12 protein-coding genes are annotated in these 16,512 nt (G+C 74.5%); 5 read left to right on the top strand and 7 right to left on the bottom strand.

What is annotated here, in order from left to right:
* Positions 1-42 precede the first annotated feature (42 nt).
* Together ACIQG9_RS17235 and ACIQG9_RS17230 are read left to right on the top strand one after the other, a co-directional pair.
* Positions 43-2,115 (top strand): DUF6077 domain-containing protein, encoded by a 2,073-nt coding sequence (locus ACIQG9_RS17235; RefSeq protein WP_400403107.1) that lies wholly within the window; start codon positions 43-45, stop codon positions 2,113-2,115.
* Positions 2,116-2,332: 217 nt separating this feature from the next.
* Positions 2,333-4,090: a CDP-glycerol glycerophosphotransferase family protein gene (locus tag ACIQG9_RS17230; RefSeq protein WP_400403105.1), complete on the top strand. Its 1,758-nt coding sequence runs from the start codon at positions 2,333-2,335 to the stop codon at positions 4,088-4,090.
* A 66-nt stretch (positions 4,091-4,156) separates the two neighbouring features.
* Here the strand turns inward: ACIQG9_RS17230 and ACIQG9_RS17225 are convergent, their stop codons facing one another.
* Positions 4,157-4,495 carry a DUF952 domain-containing protein gene (locus ACIQG9_RS17225; protein WP_400403103.1) on the bottom strand — a complete coding sequence of 113 codons (339 nt, stop codon included), beginning with the start codon at positions 4,493-4,495 and terminating at the stop codon, positions 4,157-4,159.
* Positions 4,496-4,596: 101 nt separating this feature from the next.
* On the opposite strand from ACIQG9_RS17225, the gene ACIQG9_RS17220 reads away from it, so the two are divergent.
* On the top strand, positions 4,597-5,253 hold the full coding sequence (locus tag ACIQG9_RS17220; protein WP_400403101.1) for a response regulator transcription factor: 657 nt from the start codon (positions 4,597-4,599) through the stop codon (positions 5,251-5,253).
* 10 nt (positions 5,254-5,263) lie between these two features.
* On the top strand, positions 5,264-6,769 hold the full coding sequence (locus tag ACIQG9_RS17215) for an ATP-binding protein (protein WP_400403099.1): 1,506 nt from the start codon (positions 5,264-5,266) through the stop codon (positions 6,767-6,769).
* Positions 6,770-6,773: 4 nt separating this feature from the next.
* Here the strand turns inward: ACIQG9_RS17215 and ACIQG9_RS17210 are convergent, their stop codons facing one another.
* The 4 genes from ACIQG9_RS17210 to ACIQG9_RS17195 form a co-directional block, all read right to left on the bottom strand.
* Positions 6,774-7,733 (bottom strand): TAXI family TRAP transporter solute-binding subunit, encoded by a 960-nt coding sequence (locus ACIQG9_RS17210; protein WP_400403097.1) that lies wholly within the window; start codon positions 7,731-7,733, stop codon positions 6,774-6,776.
* Positions 7,734-7,870: 137 nt separating this feature from the next.
* Entirely contained in the window at positions 7,871-8,548 is a 678-nt protein-coding gene (locus ACIQG9_RS17205; protein ID WP_400403095.1) for a hypothetical protein, read from the bottom strand.
* Positions 8,549-8,646: 98 nt separating this feature from the next.
* On the bottom strand, positions 8,647-9,438 hold the full coding sequence (gene yaaA, locus ACIQG9_RS17200; RefSeq protein WP_400403094.1) for a peroxide stress protein YaaA: 792 nt from the start codon (positions 9,436-9,438) through the stop codon (positions 8,647-8,649).
* A 22-nt stretch (positions 9,439-9,460) separates the two neighbouring features.
* A complete protein-coding gene (locus ACIQG9_RS17195; protein ID WP_400403092.1) occupies positions 9,461-11,068 on the bottom strand; it encodes a hypothetical protein in 1,608 nt (535 codons plus the stop codon).
* A gap of 122 nt (positions 11,069-11,190) precedes the next feature.
* Here ACIQG9_RS17195 and ACIQG9_RS17190 point away from each other — a divergent pair, with 122 nt between their 5' ends.
* Positions 11,191-12,228: an App1 family protein gene (locus ACIQG9_RS17190; RefSeq protein WP_400403090.1), complete on the top strand. Its 1,038-nt coding sequence runs from the start codon at positions 11,191-11,193 to the stop codon at positions 12,226-12,228.
* A 21-nt stretch (positions 12,229-12,249) separates the two neighbouring features.
* Here ACIQG9_RS17190 and glgB read toward each other — a convergent pair whose 3' ends face one another.
* Positions 12,250-14,352: a 1,4-alpha-glucan branching protein GlgB gene (glgB, locus tag ACIQG9_RS17185; RefSeq protein WP_400403088.1), complete on the bottom strand. Its 2,103-nt coding sequence runs from the start codon at positions 14,350-14,352 to the stop codon at positions 12,250-12,252.
* Complete coding sequence (locus ACIQG9_RS17180; protein ID WP_400403086.1) at positions 14,340-16,433, bottom strand: maltotransferase domain-containing protein; 2,094 nt, start codon at positions 16,431-16,433, stop codon at positions 14,340-14,342. Before ACIQG9_RS17180 ends, glgB begins: the two co-directional genes overlap by 13 nt.
* Between the last annotated feature and the right edge of the window lie 79 nt (positions 16,434-16,512).

The raw sequence follows: 16,512 nt of genomic DNA, 5'->3' as shown, positions 1-16,512 counted from the left end.
CGCCTCTCGTGCACCTTGCCCGTACGACGACAAGGACGACCCGTGCCGAACGCCGACCCCGTTGCCGTCGCGTCACCGCCCGTCGCGCCGGCCCCGGCCGCCGAGCGCCCGCAGCCCCCGCACCGGCTGCGTGCCCTGATCGCGGCGGCCCCGGCCGTCATCACCGACGCCGGCGTGCTGGGCTTCGCGCTGTGGACGGTGCTCTACCACGCGGCCTTCCTCTTCGGCCTCCGCCCGTCGGTGACGTTCCTGGTCTGGGTGGTCGGCTGCGTCCTGCTCGCCGGTGCGGCGGTGGTCCGCGCCGCGCGCCGGGTCCGCGCCGCCGCGCCGTCCATCGCCACCGCCCCGTCCGGCCCCGGAGTCTGGCCGCGCCGCTGGCTGGTGCCGGTGGTCGCCGCCGGGGTGGTCGCGGCCGTCACGGCCGGCCTCGCCGGCACCCCGGCCGGCGACGTCCTCTCCTGGTGGATCCCGGCCGCCGCTGGCGCCGTCGCGGGCGTCGGGACGATGCTGCTCAGCCGGCTGGCCTGGCGGGACGGCGACGCGACCGCGACCGCGCCCGCCCCCACCGCGCTCCAGTCCGGGTACGCGCTGCTCGTGTCGATCGGCGTGGCGATCTCCTCGCTCTATATCGCCCGGAACACCCCGGACGACGTCTACTACGTCGGCAGGTCGGTCTGGGTGGCCGAGCGCGACCTCGTGCCGCTCAACGACTTCCTGTTCACCGAGAACGTCGCCCCGGCGATGGGTTCGCTGCCGCCGACCCCGTCGATCGAGGTGTTCGACGGGGCGCTCGCGCACGTGCTCGGCATCCACGGCGCGTCGGCCACCTGGTACCTGATGCTGCCGGCGATGGCGGTGCTGGCCGTCCTGGCGCTGTGGCGGCTCACCCACCGGTGGGCCCCGCGCCGGCCGGTGCTCGCGTTCAGCGTCGCGGTCGCCTACCTGTACCTGGTGGCCGGCTCGGACGCCGCGCTCGGCACCTTCCACCTGCCCCGCCTCTACGAGGGCAAGGGGATGTTCGTCTCGGCGGTCATCCCGCTGATGTGGCTCTACCTCACCGAGTGGTTCGACACCCGGTCCCGCCGCTCGCTGCTGCTCGTCTTCGCGCTCTCGGTCAGCGCGGCCGGGCTCACCACCACCTCGGCGATCATCCTGCCGATGCTGGTCGGGGCGGCCGGGCTGGCCATGCTGCTGGTCGGCCGGTGGAAGGACGCGCTGATCGGCGGGATCGTCGCCGTGGCGTACCCGGTGGGGGCGATCGTGGTGTCCCGGCTCGTGCTGGGCGGGATGAACGCGGCCGGCGCGGACGACGCCTTCTTCGACGCCGAGTACACCTACCGGCGGACGCTGCTGGTCGGGATCGTCGGCGTGATCAGTGGGCTGGCCCTGTGGTGTGGTCCGCTGCTGGCCCGGCGCCGTACCCCGGCGTTGCTGGCCGCCGGTGCCGCCCTGGTGATGAGCGTGCTGCTGGTCCCGGGCGTGCTGGAGACGCTCGGCGCGCTCACCGGCATCTCGGTGGTGCTCTGGCGGGTGCCGTGGCTGCTCGCCCTGCCGACGCTGATCGGCCTGCTCTGCACGGTGTCCGTGCCGTCGCCGTCGCGGCTGCTGCGTGGCGCGGTCGGCGGGGTGGTCGCCGCGGCGATGGTCGCCTCGTTCGCGATCTGGGCCACCCCGATGTGGTCGCCGGAGAGTTGGGTGGAGACCCATACCCGCCCCACCTGGAAGCTGCCCCAGCAGCGGCAGGAGATCGCCTTCTGGATCGCCGGGCAGGACCGGCCGGCGGGCCTGGTGCTCGCCCCGTCGGTGATCATGCGGACCTCGCTGATCGTCACCAGCCGGGTCCGGGTCGTCCTGCCCCGCGACTTCTACCTGGTGGAGTACGACCTGAACTCCGACTTCGCCAAGGACCGGCTGCTGCTGGCCCACTTCGCCGACGGGCGCGAGAAGCCCACCCGGGAGCAGGTTGCTACCGCCGTCGAGCGGGTCGGAGTAGGCACCATCTGCGTCTACAACGGCAACCGGTACGCCCGCGACATGGCCGTGGAACTCGGCTTCCGGCAGGTGGCCACCCGCCCGGGACCAGGGGCGACGACCTGCTACGGCAAGGCCGGCTGAGCGGTCGGCACCCGACGTCGTACGAGAGGTATTGTCAGGTCTGACCGTTATGGACCCCGATACCCGGGCGACGCCGAGACGTCCACTCGCGTTAAGGTCGCAGTCACCCGCAGGCCGGCTTCGCCCGTCGCGGTGCTGCTGCTGCCGCGCGCGTCGTACGGCGACGTCGACGACCCGCCGGGCCCGCCCGTCATCGATCTCGTAGGGAGCCTTCTCGTTGTTCGGCACGTTGATGGAACGCACCGGCATCGCCGCCCGAGGCGCGCTGCTGGTGCTGTCCTACCTGGTCATGCTCGCCGCGGGCGCCTTCGGATGGGTGGTCCTGTTCGCCGTGGCCGGGCTGGCCGCCGTCGTCGGTGAATTCGCCGTCACCCGCTGGTCGCCGCCCTCGGACACGCTGCTGGAGAAGGTCGGCCTCAACCGGGGCTACCGCCAGCTCAGCCGCGACCTGGCGACCGTCCTGCTGGTCGCCGCCACCGTCCCGCTCACCGGGGTCGAGTTGACCTGGCTGCTGCTGCTCCCGGCGGCGGTCTGGGTGATCGCGGTCTTCGCCGGCGCCCTGAACACCATGATCGACCGGCGGAACCCGGTCTCCGCGCTGGTCCGCAACATCGAGCTGGGTCCGGTCCGCTCGGCGCCCCGCCCGCCGGAGTGGATCTCCAACCTGGCCGGCGTCCAGCTCGCGGTGCTCAACGTGCTGCTGATCCCGGCCGCGGTGGTGGCGGCGGTCCGCGCCGAGCCCGCCCCGATCCTGGCGGTCGCCGCGCTGGCGGCCGGGCTCGCCGCGCTGGTCGGCGTCGTCGTCGCGCTGACCTGGCTGCGCGGCCGGGGCACCGGCAACAGCCCGCTGCTGCCCGTGCTCCAGCGCTGGCTGGACAGCTACCGGCCCGAGGTGGCGCTCTACTTCGCCGGCCCGGCCAAGGACGTCTACCAGGCCAACATGTGGCTGGCCCCGACCGAGGCGGTCGACCAGCGGGCGGTCGTGCTGCTGCGCAGCAAGGAGGCATTCTTCGAGCTGGCCGACACCCGCCTGCCGGTGGTCTGCGTGCCGACCGGGCCGGACTTCATGAACCTCGAACTGGGCACCGTGCGGGCCGCGCTCTACGCGGCGAACGTCGGCGCGAACATCCACATGCTCCGTGAGCCGGGCATGAAGCACGTCTTCGTCGGCCACGGCGACAGCGACAAGCAGGCCAGCGTCAACCCCTACAGCAAGGTGTACGACGAGGTCTGGGTCGCCGGCCTGGCCGGTCGGGAGCGCTACGCCCGGGCCGGGGTCGGCGTGCGGGACGAGGACATCGTCGAGATCGGACGCCCGCAGCTCGCCGGCGTGCACACCTTCGGCGCGGAGGCGGCCGACCGCCCCTTCACCGTCCTGTACGCCCCCACCTGGGAGGGCTGGCTGGACGACGACCCGTACCACACCTCGCTGGTGCTGATGGGCGAGCGGATCGTCAAGGGACTGCTGGCCACCTCGCCGAAGGTCCGGCTGATCTACAAGCCGCACCCGCTGACCGGCTCCCGGTCCAAAGAGGCCAAGGCGGCGCACGAGCGGGTGGTCGCCCGGATCCGGGCGGCCGGCGGCGACACCGACGCCCGTTCGCTGGACGGCCCGGGGCACCGGGTGGTCACCGGCCGGGTGCCGGCGCTGTTCGACTGCTTCAACCAGACCGACCTGCTGATCAGCGACATCTCCAGCGTGGTCTCCGACTTCGTGCAGAGCCAGCGGCCGTACGTGGTGGCGAACCCGAGCGGGCTGCCGGAGGACGAGTTCCGCCGGGCCTTCCCCACCTCCCGGGGGGCGTACCTGCTCTCGGTGGACTGCGGTGAGCTGGAGAAGGTCCTCGCGCTGACCCGGGCCGGCGACGACCCGATGACCGACGCCCGGCGGGACCTGAAGACGTACCTGCTCGGCCCGGCCGAGGCGAACCCGATGGACCGGTTCCAGGAGGAGATCGGCCGGCTCTGCCGCTGACCTTCGCCGGACGGGCCCGGGACGACGTGATCGTCCCGGGCCCGTCGTCGTGGTCGGAGCGGCGGGTCAGGGCAGCAGGGCGGCGACCGCCTCGGCGGCCGGCAGGTCCGCCGGCAGCGGCCGGGCGGCGGTGACCGCCGAGGTGGGCAGCGGCCCGTACAGGTGCGGGAAGAGGGCTCCGGCGCGGGACGGTTCCCAGCGCAGGTCGTCGCCGAGCGCCGCCGGGTCGACGGTGAGCAGGGTGAGCCCGGTGGCGCCGGCGTAGTGCCGCCGGGCGGTCTCCACCACCTGGTCGGCCGCCGACAGGTGCCGGAAGCCGTCCTGCCGGTCGAGCGCCGAGGCGGGGACCTGACCGGTGCGTCGCGCCTGCTCCCACTCGCTGGTCGGCAGCAGTTTGTAGATCATTGCGGCAGCCTACGGCCCCGCGCCGGGTTCCCGCCGTTTCCCCCGGCCCGGTGCTTCTGCCACCATTCGCTGGTCATCCGTACGACGGAAGGGGGTCAGCGGTGCGCATCCTGCTGGTCGAGGACGACCGACGGGTCGCCGCCGCCCTGGCGTCGGCGCTGACCCGACGCGGGTACGAGGTCGAGCACGCCGCCACCGTCGCCGCCGCCCTCTCCGCCGCCCCCTGCGACCTGGTCCTGCTCGACCTCACCCTGCCCGACGGGGACGGCACCGAGGTGTGCCGGGAGCTGCGCCGACGCAGCAGCCAACTCGGCATCATCGCGGTCACCGCCCGGGGTGAGGAGCGGGACCGGGTGCTCGGCCTGCGGCTCGGCGCCGACGACTACGTGGTGAAGCCGTTCTCGATGGTCGAGTTGCAGGCCCGGATCGAGGCGGTGCTGCGGCGGGCCGCCAACGCCGTGCCGGCCCGGGACCTGATCGAGGCCGGTACGGTCCGCATCGACGTGTCCGCCCGGACGGTCACCGTCGACGGCCGGCCGGTGGGGCTGACCCGCAAGGAGTTCGACATCCTGCTCTCGCTGGCCCGGCAGCCCGGGGTGGCCGTGCCCCGGGACCGGATCCTGCTCGACGTGTGGGGCACCACCTGGGCGGATCGGCACACCGTCGAGGTGCACGTCGGCTCGCTGCGGGGCAAGCTCGGCGATCCCCGGCTGGTGGAGACCGTACGCGGGGTCGGTTACCGGCTCCGCGGCGAGTGAGGGGCACCCGGTGCGTCGTCGACTGGTGATCAGCTACCTGCTGCTGATGGTGCTGGTCCTGATGGCCCTGGAGACGCCGCTCGCGGCCACGCTGGCCTCCCGGGAGACCGACCGGGTCCGCGCCGACCGGCTCGCCGACGCGACCCGGTTCGCTTCCCTGGCCGGCCCGGCGTTGCGCAGCGGCGGCGCCGGGTCGCTCATCGGCGAACTCGGCAGCTACGACCAGCTCTACGGCATCGGCGCCGTGGTGGTCGACCGGGACCGCCGGACGGTACTGGTGTCGACGAGCTGGACTCCGGGCCGGGACACCCAGGCCGCGGTGGACGTCGCGCTCGCCGGGCAGCAGTTCAACGGGCCGGACTCGGTGTGGCCGTGGGTGGACGGCCCGCTGGTGGTGGCGGTGCCGATCAACGACGGCGGCGAGGTGCTGGGCGCGGTGGTGACCGCCACGCCGGTGGCGAAGGTGCGTCGTACCGTCACCGCCTGGTGGCTGGTGCTCGCCGGGATCGGGCTGCTCGCCGTGCTGGCCTGCGTCTCCACCGCGTTCGGGCTGGCCGGCTGGGTGCTGCGCCCGGTGACCGAGCTGGACGCGGTGACCCACGAGATCGCCGAGGGCGACCGGGGCGCGCGGGTGCAGGACCGGTGGGGTCCGCCCGAGCTGCGCCGGCTGGCGGCCAGCTTCAACCACATGGCCGACGTGGTCTCCGACGTGATGGACCGCCAACGTGCCTTCGTCGCGCACGCGAGCCATCAGCTCCGCAACCCGCTGACCGCGCTGCGGCTGCGGGTGGAGGAGCTGGGGCCGAGCCTGACCGACCAGGACGGCCGGGCCGAGCACCGGCTGGCGTTGGAGGAGACCGACCGGCTGGCGCTGGTGCTCGACGGCCTGCTCACCCTGGCCCGTGCGGAGCGCGAGGAGAACCAGCGGGTCAGCGTGGACGCGGGGGAGGTGGCCGCGTCCCGGGTCGCCGCGTGGCAGCCGCTGGCCCGGCACCGGTCGGTCACCCTCCGGCTCGCCACCGCCGGTCCGGCGTACGCGCTGACCGTGCCGACCGCCGTCGACCAGGCGCTGGACGCGCTGATCGACAACGCGATCAAGTTCAGTGGGGCCGGTGGGGAGGTGACCGTGGCCGTCCGGCCCGCCGACGGGGGCACCAGCCTCCAGGTGCGGGACACCGGCCCCGGCATGACCTCCGGCCAGCTCGACCAGGCCACCGAGCGGTTCTGGCGGGCCCCGGACGCGCAGAACATCGACGGCGCCGGCCTCGGCCTGACCATCGTGGCGGTGCTGGTGGACGCCTCGGACGGCCGGCTCACCATGCGGCCGGGGGAGCCGCGCGGCCTGGTCGCCGACCTGTGGTTCCCCGCCCCGCCGGCCGCCCCGAGCGCGCACCCGCCGCGCCCCGGGGACCGCGAACCGGCCGTCGCCGTGCCGGCCCCACGCGAACCGGAACACCGGCCGGCGCCGGGTGGCGGCGCTCCCACCGACCCGGACGACGAGGCGCGGCTGGGCTGACCGGTCAGGGTTTGACCGACCGGTACCAGCCGGCCGCGCCGGGATGCAGCGGCAACGGCGTGGTGGCGATCGCCGAGCGGGGACTCATCCGGCCGGCGGCTGGGTGCGCGGCGGCCAACTCGGCCCGGCGGTCCATCAGCAGCCGGGTCACCTCCCGTACCAGCGACTCCGGCAGGTCGGCCCGGACGATCAGGTAGTTCGGGTTCGCCACCGTGGTGACCGGGTCCATCCCGTACACCGAGCGGGGGATGTCCCGGGACACGTACACCTCGCGGTAGCTGCGGCGCAGCGGCTCGGTCCACTCGCCCAGGTCGACGATCCGGGTCGCCGAGGCGTCGGCCAGCTCCTCCACCCCGCGCACCGGCAACCCGCCGGAGAAGAAGAAGGCGTCGATCCGGCCGTCCCGTAGCGCGGCCACCGAGGCGTCCAGGCCGAGGTGTTGCTGGCGGACCCGCTCGCCGCCGAGCCGGGCGACCTCCAACAGCCGGGTCGCGGTGATCTCGGTGCCGGAGCCGGCGGCGCCCACCGAGACCCGCCGGCCGCGCAGGTCGGCCAGGCTGCGCACCGGGCCGCCGGCGGCGGTGACCAGGTGCAGCAGGTCGTCGTAGACCCGGGCCACCGCGAGCACCTTCGGGGTGGCCGAGCCGGTGTCGAGCACGTCGGCCTGGGTGAAGCCCAGCTCGGCGGCGCCGGAGCCGACCAGCCGGACGTTCTCGGCGGAGGCGGCGGTGACCACCACGCTGGCCCGCACCCCGGGCAGCTCGCGGTTGAGGATGGTCGCCAGCGACTGGCCGAAGGCATGGTAGACGGCGGTCGGACTGCCGGTGGCGATCCGGATCCGCACCGGCTCGTCGGTGTCGTCCCGGCAGCCGCCGAGCCCGCCGGCCGCGACGACCAGCAGCATCAGCAGCGCCGCACCGGCGGCGGCGGGCCGTCGGCCACGCATGGACCAGCAACGGCTCACCCGGTGCACTCTGCGCCGTGCACCGCCCTCGGCGCAAGCTCGGGGCGTCCGGTCCGGCCGCCGGTGCCCCGCCGGCCCGGGTCGGTTCGCGCCGGCAGGCGACGGACGTCGTACCTGCCCGCCGGGCGCGGGTCAGCTCATCCGCCGATCATGCCCCCGGTGAGCAGTCGGGCGGGACCCAGCGCCGCCCGTTCCATGATCCGCAGCCGGTCCGGGCCGTCCGCGACGCTCACCACCAGACAGCCGGCCCCCGGTTGGAGCAGCGCCCGGACGTCCAGCAGGGACGCCGAGCGGATCAGCACGGCCGCCAGTTCCCGGTCGGCCAGCCGGATGCCGAGGATGTGCCGGCGGACGTGCCGGCCGCCGGCCAGCAGCGCCGAACGCCAGGCCGCCGCCGCGAGCCGGGACCGCCCGGCGGCCCGGGAGGCCGAAGCGCCCGGGGTCGGCCTGAGCAGCTCCCGGCGGCCCCGCCGCCAGCCCGCCTCGCGCAGCGCCGCGTACCCGGTGCGGTGCGCCGGCGGCACGTGCAGCCGGTGCAGCTCGTACCGGCGGCGCAGGCCACCGCTGACCACCTCGTGCTCCACCGGCACGTCGAGCCGGATCAGCAGCTGCCGCATCCGCAGCGCGGCGTCCTTCCGGTTGAACTCCACCACCCCTCGGTACGGCGGCTGCGGCTCGTGCGCGGCGACCGTCGGCGGTGGCGTGCAGCGCACCAGGCAGGCCAGCTCGAACGCGTCGGCCAGGGTGAGCCAGTCCAGCGGCGGCGGGGAGGAGGGGAGGTGGGGCCGGTCGAGCAGGCGGGGTTCGGAGGCCATCGGACCGCTCCTCTCGGCGTCGGGGTTCCCCTACCGTCGCCCGCCGCTCCGTCCGGCTCCACCCATCGGCGCGGGAATTGAGGAAATCTTGCGGTCGCCTACAACTCGGTGACGACGACGTCGACCTGCCGGGGCCGGCCGGCCGCCGTCACCGGCTGTTCCTCGACCGTGTACCTCAGCTCGCGCAGGGCGCTGACCAGCGCCGTGGCGCTGCGTGGCCGGGCACCGGCGACCAACAGGTCACGCACCAGCCGGCCCTTGGTCGCCTTGTTGAAGTGGCTCACCACCGTCCGTACGCCCGGCTGTCGCTCGTGCAGCACCCGTACGGTGACCGTCCGCCCGGCCAGCTCCGCCGGGGGCGTCCAGGTCGCGGCGTACGCGGCGGAGCGCAGGTCCAGCACCGGGCCGGCGCCGGCCGCCGCCGTCATCGCCGGTGGCAGCACCCGCCGCCAGTACGCCGACAGCGCCCCCACCCCCGGCAGCCGCGCCCCGATCGGGCAGCGGTACGGCGGGATCCGGTCGGTGAGCCGTACCGCCCCCCACAGGCCCGAGCTGACCAGCACCGACCGGCGGGCCGTCCGCAGCGCGTCCGGCGGCAGCGAGGCCAGGTCCAGCGCCTCGTAGAGGACGCCGGTGTAGACCTGCCCGGCCGGTGCGGTGGCGGCCCGGTCCAGCCGGGCGTTGCGGACCAGCTCACCGCGTTGGCCGGCGCTCAACCCGAGGGCGGCCAGGGCGGCCTCCTCGTCGTCGGACCTGCCGAGCGTGGTGAGCGCGGCCAGCACCGCCTCCCGGGCCGGGGTCAGCTCGGGCAGGGAGAGCCGGGACAGGTCGAGGCGTCGGCCGGTGCCGGCGTCGGCCTTGCCCTCGGAGGGCGGCAGCAGGATGAGCACCCGGGAAGCGTACGGGCCGGGGTCAGCGCCACGGCCGGACGGCGCTCGGCGGGTGGTACACGCGATACCCGGCCACCTCGACCAGCCGGGCGGCGTCCGCGCGGTCGCCGAGCAGCCGGCGCAGCCGCCGCTCCGCCGGGGAGCCGACCGGCAGCACGTACCCGGGCCGGTCGGCCCGCGCCACCTGCCGCCAGTACGGCGGATACCGGTTCTGCCCCGGGGCGAGGTTGCCGTCGAGCACCGCGCAGACCACCCGCTCGCCGGTGTCGAAGGTCAGCCGGTTGCAGGTCCAGTAGTCCCCGTACACCTCGCGCAGGCCGGTGCGGCGTACCGCGTCGGCCAGTTCGCGGGCCCGCCGCTGGTCGGCCCGGGGCGCGTCCAGGGCGAGCACGAACAGGCCGGTGGACACCAGGGCGGTGGCGGTCAGCCCGGCCAGCACCGCGGTGGCGGTCGCCCCGACGAGCCGGCCGGCCGCCCCCACCGTGCCCCGCCAGCAGGCCACCGCCGCCCGCCAGAGCGGCCAGAGCACCGCCGGCAGGGAGACCTGCAACACCGCCAGGTAGCGGGCGTTGGCCAGCGGGTCGGTCGCGGCGAGCGGGCTGCGGACGTACGCCAGCAGGGTGAGCGCCGCACCGGCGACCAGGGCGAGCTGGGCGACCGGCCGGACCCGGACGGCCGTCGGTCGGCCGGCGCTGCGGCGGTACCCGAGCAGGGCGAGCCCGGCGGCGGCGGCCAGCAGCACCGGGTAGAGCAGCCCGAACCACTCCTGCCAGCGGGCGCAGCCGGTGACCGGGCAGAGGCCGGTGGCCAGCGGCACCCCCGTCAACAGCCCACCATCCAGCCGGTCCGCGAGCGGCGGCACCGGGCCGGTGCCGGCGCTGATCTGGCGCAGCACCGACAGCGAGTCCGCCCCCGGCGGGGCGACCAGGTTGTCCCACCCCATCGGCGCCACCCCGACCGCGAAGCCGACCACCAGCAGCACCCCCGACCAGCCCAGCAGCTCCCGGCGGACGGCGTAGACCAGGAGCAGGCCGGCCACCGCCAGGTAGGGCACGATCAGCCAGTCCGACCAGAGGGCGGCCCCGGCGAGCAGCCCGGCCAGGCCGGCCGCCGCCCGCCGCCAGCGGATCCGCCGCCGGGCCAGGCCCACCGCGATCAGCAGCACCGCCAGCACCGCCGGTTTCACCTCGGGCCGCCCGCCGACCACGGTCAACTGGTCGCGTACCACCCGTTCGGTGCCGAGCACCAGCAGGCCGACGGTGAAGGTGGCGAACCAGGGTGTGTAGAGCCGCCGGGTCAGCCGGTACGACAGCCAGAGGAAGACCGCGTACAGCGCCACCATCGGCAGCCGTAGCACCGGCCAGCCCGGCCCGGCCAGCGCCACCAGCGGCGCGGCCAGGTACGACTCGACCATGCCCATGTAGTGCTGCCCGTACAGGAAGACCGGGTGTTCCCGACCGGCGGCGATGTGGATCGCGGCCAGCCCGAAGGTCGCCTCGTCGCTGTTCGCGGCGGGGACGGTCAGTAGGGTCAGGGCCAGCCGGTAGCCCACCCCGGCCATCCCGAGCAGCAGCGCGACCAGCGCCGGCCGGTCGAGCCGCCCGCGGTCCCGAGGTACTGGTGTCGACACGACCAACGCCCCCGTCGTCGTCCCGACCGGAGTGTGTCACGCCCGCCGGTGGCCCCGGGGCGGATCCGGGCAGCCGGGCCGCTCGCCTGGCCGCTGCGGTGCTCCTGTGGCAGGGTTGCACCGTGCCACCCACTCCCGCAGGCCAGCTTGCCGTGCCCACCCTGCACCGGGCCGCGCGGATCGAGGACGCCGTGCACCAGTTGGTGGAGCGCCGGCTGCGGCGCACCGGGTGGCAGACGAACATCGTCGCGTACGCCGGTTACGGCGCCCCCGGCTGGGCGCGGGTGCTCTGCCGGGTGCTGCTCGGCCGCCCCGACCGGCGGCAGGGCCGGCTGGAGAAGGTCCGGGGCTGGCGCAGCTTCGCCACCCTGCCGGCCAAGCACGTCGAGGTCACCATCGAGGCGGGTGGGACCACCCACACCGCCCGGGCCGACCGCAGCGGCTTCGTCGACACCGTCGTCAAGGCCGACTTCGTCCCCGGCTGGGCCTCGGTGCGGCTGCGTGTCGCCGACGCCGAGCCGGTCGAGGCGCTGGTCCGGGTGATCGACCCGGAGGTGCGCTTCGGCATCCTCTCCGACATCGACGACACGGTGATGGTGACCGCGCTGCCCCGGCCGCTGCTGGCCGCCTGGAACACCTTCGTCCTCGACGAGCACGCCCGGGCGGCGGTGCCCGGCATGGCGGTGCTCTACGAGCGCCTGGTCACCGCGCACCCCGGCGCGCCGGTCTTCTACCTGTCCACCGGGGCGTGGAACGTCGCCCCCACGCTGACCCGGTTCCTCTCCCGGCACCTCTATCCGGCCGGCCCGCTGCTGCTCACCGACTGGGGGCCGACCGCCGACCGCTGGTTCCGCAGCGGCCGGGAGCACAAGCGGGCCACCCTGGCCCGGCTGGCCGCCGAGTTCCCGGACGTCCGTTGGCTGCTGATCGGCGACGACGGGCAGCACGACCAGGAGATCTACCGGGAGTTCGCCGCCGCCCACCCGGAGAACGTGGCCGGGGTGGCGATCCGTCGGCTCTCCCCGACCCAGTCGGTGCTCGCCGGCAGCCTGCCCGTGCCGCCGGACCGCCCGTCGTCGGGGCCGGTGGGGCAGAAGTGGCTTTCCGCGCCCGACGGCGCGGGGCTGTGGAAGCTGCTGCGCGACGCCGGCCTGGTCTGAGGGGTCTGGACGCGGGCCGGGTCAGTCCCGGCGCAGCCAGAGCACGCCCAGCGGCGGCACCCGCAGTGCCACCGAGGCCGGCAGCCCGTGCCAGGGGACGTCCTGCGCGTGCACCGCGCCGAGGTTGCCCACCCCGGAGCCCCCGTAGTGGTGGGCGTCCGTGTTGATCACCTCGGTCCAGGTGCCGCCGGCGGGCAGGCCGATCCGGTAGTCCTCCAGCGGACGCGCGGAGAAGTTCGCCACGCACACCAGGGTCGCCCCGTCCGGGGCGATCCGGACGAAGGAGACGGTGTTGTTGGCGACGTCGTCCCCGGCGATCCAGCGGAACCCGGCCGGGTCGGTGTCCTGCGCCCACAACGCCGGGGTGTCCCGGTAGGCGGCGTTGAGGTCGGCGACCAGCCGCTGCACCCCGGCCCGGGCCGGGTCGTGCAGCAGGTACCAGTCGAGCCCGCGCTCCTCGCTCCACTCCCGGTCGTCACCCAGTTCGCAGCCCATGAAGAGCAACTGCTTGCCCGGGTGCGCCCACATGTACGCCAGCAGCGCCCGCACGTTCGCCAGCCGCTGCCAGGTGTCGCCGGGCATCTTGCCGGCCAGCGAGCCCTTGCCGTGCACCACCTCGTCGTGGCTGATCGGCAGCACGTAGTTCTCGCTCCAGGCGTACGCCAGGGAGAAGGTGAGCTGGTGGTGGTGATGCTGCCGGTAGACCGGGTCCTTCGAGGTGTAGAGCAGGGTGTCGTGCATCCAGCCCATGTTCCACTTGAACCCGAAGCCGAGCCCGCCGTCGGCGGTGGGCCGGGTCACCCCCGGCCAGGCGGTGGACTCCTCGGCGATCATCACCACCCCGGCGTGGTGCTTGTAGACGGTGGCGTTGACCTCCTGGAGGAACGCGATCGCCTCCAGGTTCTCCCGGCCGCCGTGCTGGTTGGGCAGCCACTGCCCCTCCGGCCGGGAGTAGTCCAGGTAGAGCATCGAGGCGACCGCGTCCACCCGCAGGCCGTCGACGTGGAACTCCTCGCACCAGTAGAGCGCGTTGGCGACCAGGAAGTTGCGCACCTCGGGGCGGCCGAAGTCGAACACGTACGTGCCCCAGTCGGGGTGCTCGCCCCGGCGCGGGTCGGGGTGCTCGTAGAGCGGGGTGCCGTCGAAGCGGGCCAGCGCCCACTCGTCCTTGGGGAAGTGCGCGGGCACCCAGTCGAGGAGCACCCCGACACCGGCGGCGTGCAGCCGGTCCACCAGGTGCCGGAAGGCGTCCGGGTCGCCGAACCGGGAGCTGGGCGCGTAGTAGCCGGTGACCTGGTAGCCCCAGGAACCGCCGAACGGATGCTCCATCACCGGCAGGAACTCCACGTGGGTGAAGCCCAGCTCGGTGACGTACGTGGTGAGCTGCTCGGCCAGCTCCCGGTAGCCGAGGCCGGGCCGCCAGGAGCCGAGGTGCACCTCGTAGACGCTCATCGGCTCCCGGTGCGGCTGCCGGCGGGCCCGCCGCTCCAGCCAGAGCGCGTCGGACCACTCGTACGTCGAGTGGTGCACCACCGAGGCGGTGGCCGGCGGCACCTCCGCGTACCCGGCGAGCGGGTCGGCCTTGTCCCGCCAGTGCCCGTCCGCGCCGAGGATCCGGTACTTGTAGCGGGCGCCTACCGGCGCACCCGGCACGAACACCTCCCACACCCCGCTGCCGCCCAGCGAGCGCATCGGCCAGCCGTCGTCCGGCCCCCAGCCGGTGAAGTCGCCGACCACCCGCACCCCGCGCGCGTTGGGCGCCCAGACCGAGAAGGCCACCCCCGCGTCGAGGACCCGCGCGCCGAGCGCCTCCCAGAGCCGTTCGTGCCGGCCCTCGCCGATCAGGTGCAGGTCCAGCTCACCGACGGTGGGCGGGTGCCGGTACGGGTCGTCGGTGACCCGGCCGTCGGCGTCGATCCGGTAGTCGAGCACGGTGCCGTCCAGCACGGCCTCGAAGACGCCCACGTCGTGCACCCGCTTCATCGGGTGCCGCTCGTCGCCGACCAGCAGGGTCACCTCGGCGGCCCCCCGACGCATCGCGCGGATCGTGGTTTGCCCGTCGGCGGGGTGCGCGCCGAGCAGGGCGTGCGGGTCGTGGGTCGCGCCGGAGATCAGCTTGTCCATCGGGCGTCCTTCGGGGCGGTGGCGGTCGGGGCGGTGCCGCCCGAGATGTCGGCGGGTACGTCCTCGACGGTCAGCTCGGCCGGCACCGTGCCGGCGGGTGCCGCCGGTTCGGGCGCGGCCGGGCGACGGACCGTCAGCACGTGCGCGGGTTGAAGGTACGGGTCGAGCCGGACCGCGTTGCGCTGCCCCCACTCGTAGCTCGCCCCGGTCAGCTCGTCGTGCACGGTGAACCGCTCGTGCCAGTCGAAGCCCAGCGCCGGCAGGTCCAGCGTGGTGTTGCCCCACTGCACGGTGTGCGAGTCGAACGAGCAGACCACGAGGACCGTGTCGCCGGTGTCCGGGTCGCGCTTGGACCAGCAGAGCAGCGCCGGGTTGTCGATCTCGTGGAAGTGCAGGTTGCGCAGCCGGTGCAGGGCCGGGTGCTCCCGGCGGACCCGGTTGAGGGTGGCGACGAACGGGGCGAGCGAGCGGCCGTGCGCCTGCGCGCCGGCCCAGTCCCGGGGGCGCAACTCGTACTTCTCGTTGTCCAGGTACTCCTCGGCGCCGGGGCGGGCGACGTGCTCGAACAGCTCGTAGCCGGCGTACATGCCCCAGGAGGGGGAGAGCAGCGCGGCCAGCACCGCCCGGATCTTGAACATCGGCGGCCCGCCGTGCTGCAACGAATCGTGCAGGATGTCGGGGGTGTTGGGCCAGAAGTTCGGTCGCATGTAGTCGGCGGCGGCGACCAGCTCCTCGCAGTACTCGCGCATCTCGGCCGCCGTCGTGCGCCAGGTGAAGTAGGTGTACGACTGGGTGAAGCCGATCTTGCCGAGCCCGTGCATGATCGCCGGCCGGGTGAACGCCTCGGCGAGGAAGAGCACGTCCGGGTCGACCTTCCTGACCTCGGCGATCAGCCAGTGCCAGAAGTCGAACGGCTTGGTGTGCGGGTTGTCCACCCGGAAGATCCGGATGCCCTCGCCGATCCAGTGCCGGACCACCCGCAGCACCTCGGCCCGGATGCCCTCGGGGTCGTTGTCGAAGTTCAGCGGGTAGATGTCCTGGTACTTCTTCGGCGGGTTCTCCGCGTACGCGATGCTGCCGTCGGCCCGGGTGGTGAACCACTCGGGGTGCTCGGTCACCCACGGGTGGTCGGGGGCGCACTGCAACGCCAGATCCAGCGCCACCTCCAGGCCCTGCTCGGCGGCGGCGGCGACGAAGTCGCGGAACTCGGCCGGCGTACCCAGGTCGGGGTGGATGGCGTCGTGGCCGCCCTCGGCGGCGCCGATCGCCCACGGCGAGCCCACGTCGTCGGGGCCGGCGGTGAGCGCGTTGTTGGGGCCCTTGCGGTTGACCCGCCCGATCGGGTGGATCGGCGGCAGGTACAGCACGTCGAAGCCCATCGCGGCGACCCCGGGCAGCCGGTCCTTCGCGGTGGCGAAGGTGCCCGAGCGGGCCGGCGTGTCGGCGGTGGCCGGGACCGCGCCCTCGGACCGGGGGAAGAACTCGTACCAGGCGGAGAAGAGCGCCCGGGGGCGGTCCACCCAGAGCCGGTGCTCCGCGCCGGTGGTGACCAGCTCCCGCACCGGGTACGCCCAGAGCAGGTCGGCCAGGCCCAGCGCCGGGGCGATCCGCCGGGGCAGGTCGGCCGTCGCGTCGCGCAGCGCGGCCACCGCGGCCCGGATCCGCCGCACCTCGGCGGCGGGCACCAGCTCCAGCGCCGCCTCCAGCACCCGGACGCCCTCGGCCAGGTCGTTGGCCAGCTCGGCCGGCCCCTGCCCGGCGGCGATCTTCTTGGTCGCCGCGTTCTGCCAGGTCAGGTACGGGTCCTGGAACGCCTCCACGGCGAAGGTCCAGGCGCCGACCGCGTCCGGGCGGATGCTGGCGTGCCAGCGGTCCTGCCCCGGTTCACCCGGCCGCATCCGGGTGAACGGGCGGGCCGCGCCGTCCGGGCCGCGCCAGACGACGTTGCAGCCCAACGCGTCGTGCCCCTCCCGGTAGGCGCGGGCCGACACCGGCACCAGCTCGTCGACCACCGCCTTGGCCGGGTAGCGACCGCAGGCGACGACGGGGGAGACGTCTTCGATCGGGAACCGTCCGCTCACCCCGTCAACCTACTGTGCGAGATCGCCTCGCGCTCGGCCAAGCACCCCAGGTGTCTGCGGAAGACCCTGGCCGGTTCCG

It is taken from the genome of Micromonospora sp. NPDC092111, from assembly GCF_044755745.1.
Lineage (GTDB): Bacteria > Actinomycetota > Actinomycetes > Mycobacteriales > Micromonosporaceae > Micromonospora.
Note: the sequence above shows the minus strand (reverse complement) of the source record. Positions and strands in the feature narration are given on the sequence as shown.

Excerpts from the sequence above, each read along its gene's own strand:
- ACIQG9_RS17205 (WP_400403095.1), bottom strand. The coding sequence starts at position 8,548 with ATGGCCTCCGAACCCCGCCTGCTCGACCGGCCCCACCTCCCCTCCTCC.
- ACIQG9_RS17225 (WP_400403103.1), bottom strand. The coding sequence starts at position 4,495 with ATGATCTACAAACTGCTGCCGACCAGCGAGTGGGAGCAGGCGCGACGC.
- glgB (WP_400403088.1), bottom strand. The coding sequence starts at position 14,352 with ATGGACAAGCTGATCTCCGGCGCGACCCACGACCCGCACGCCCTGCTC.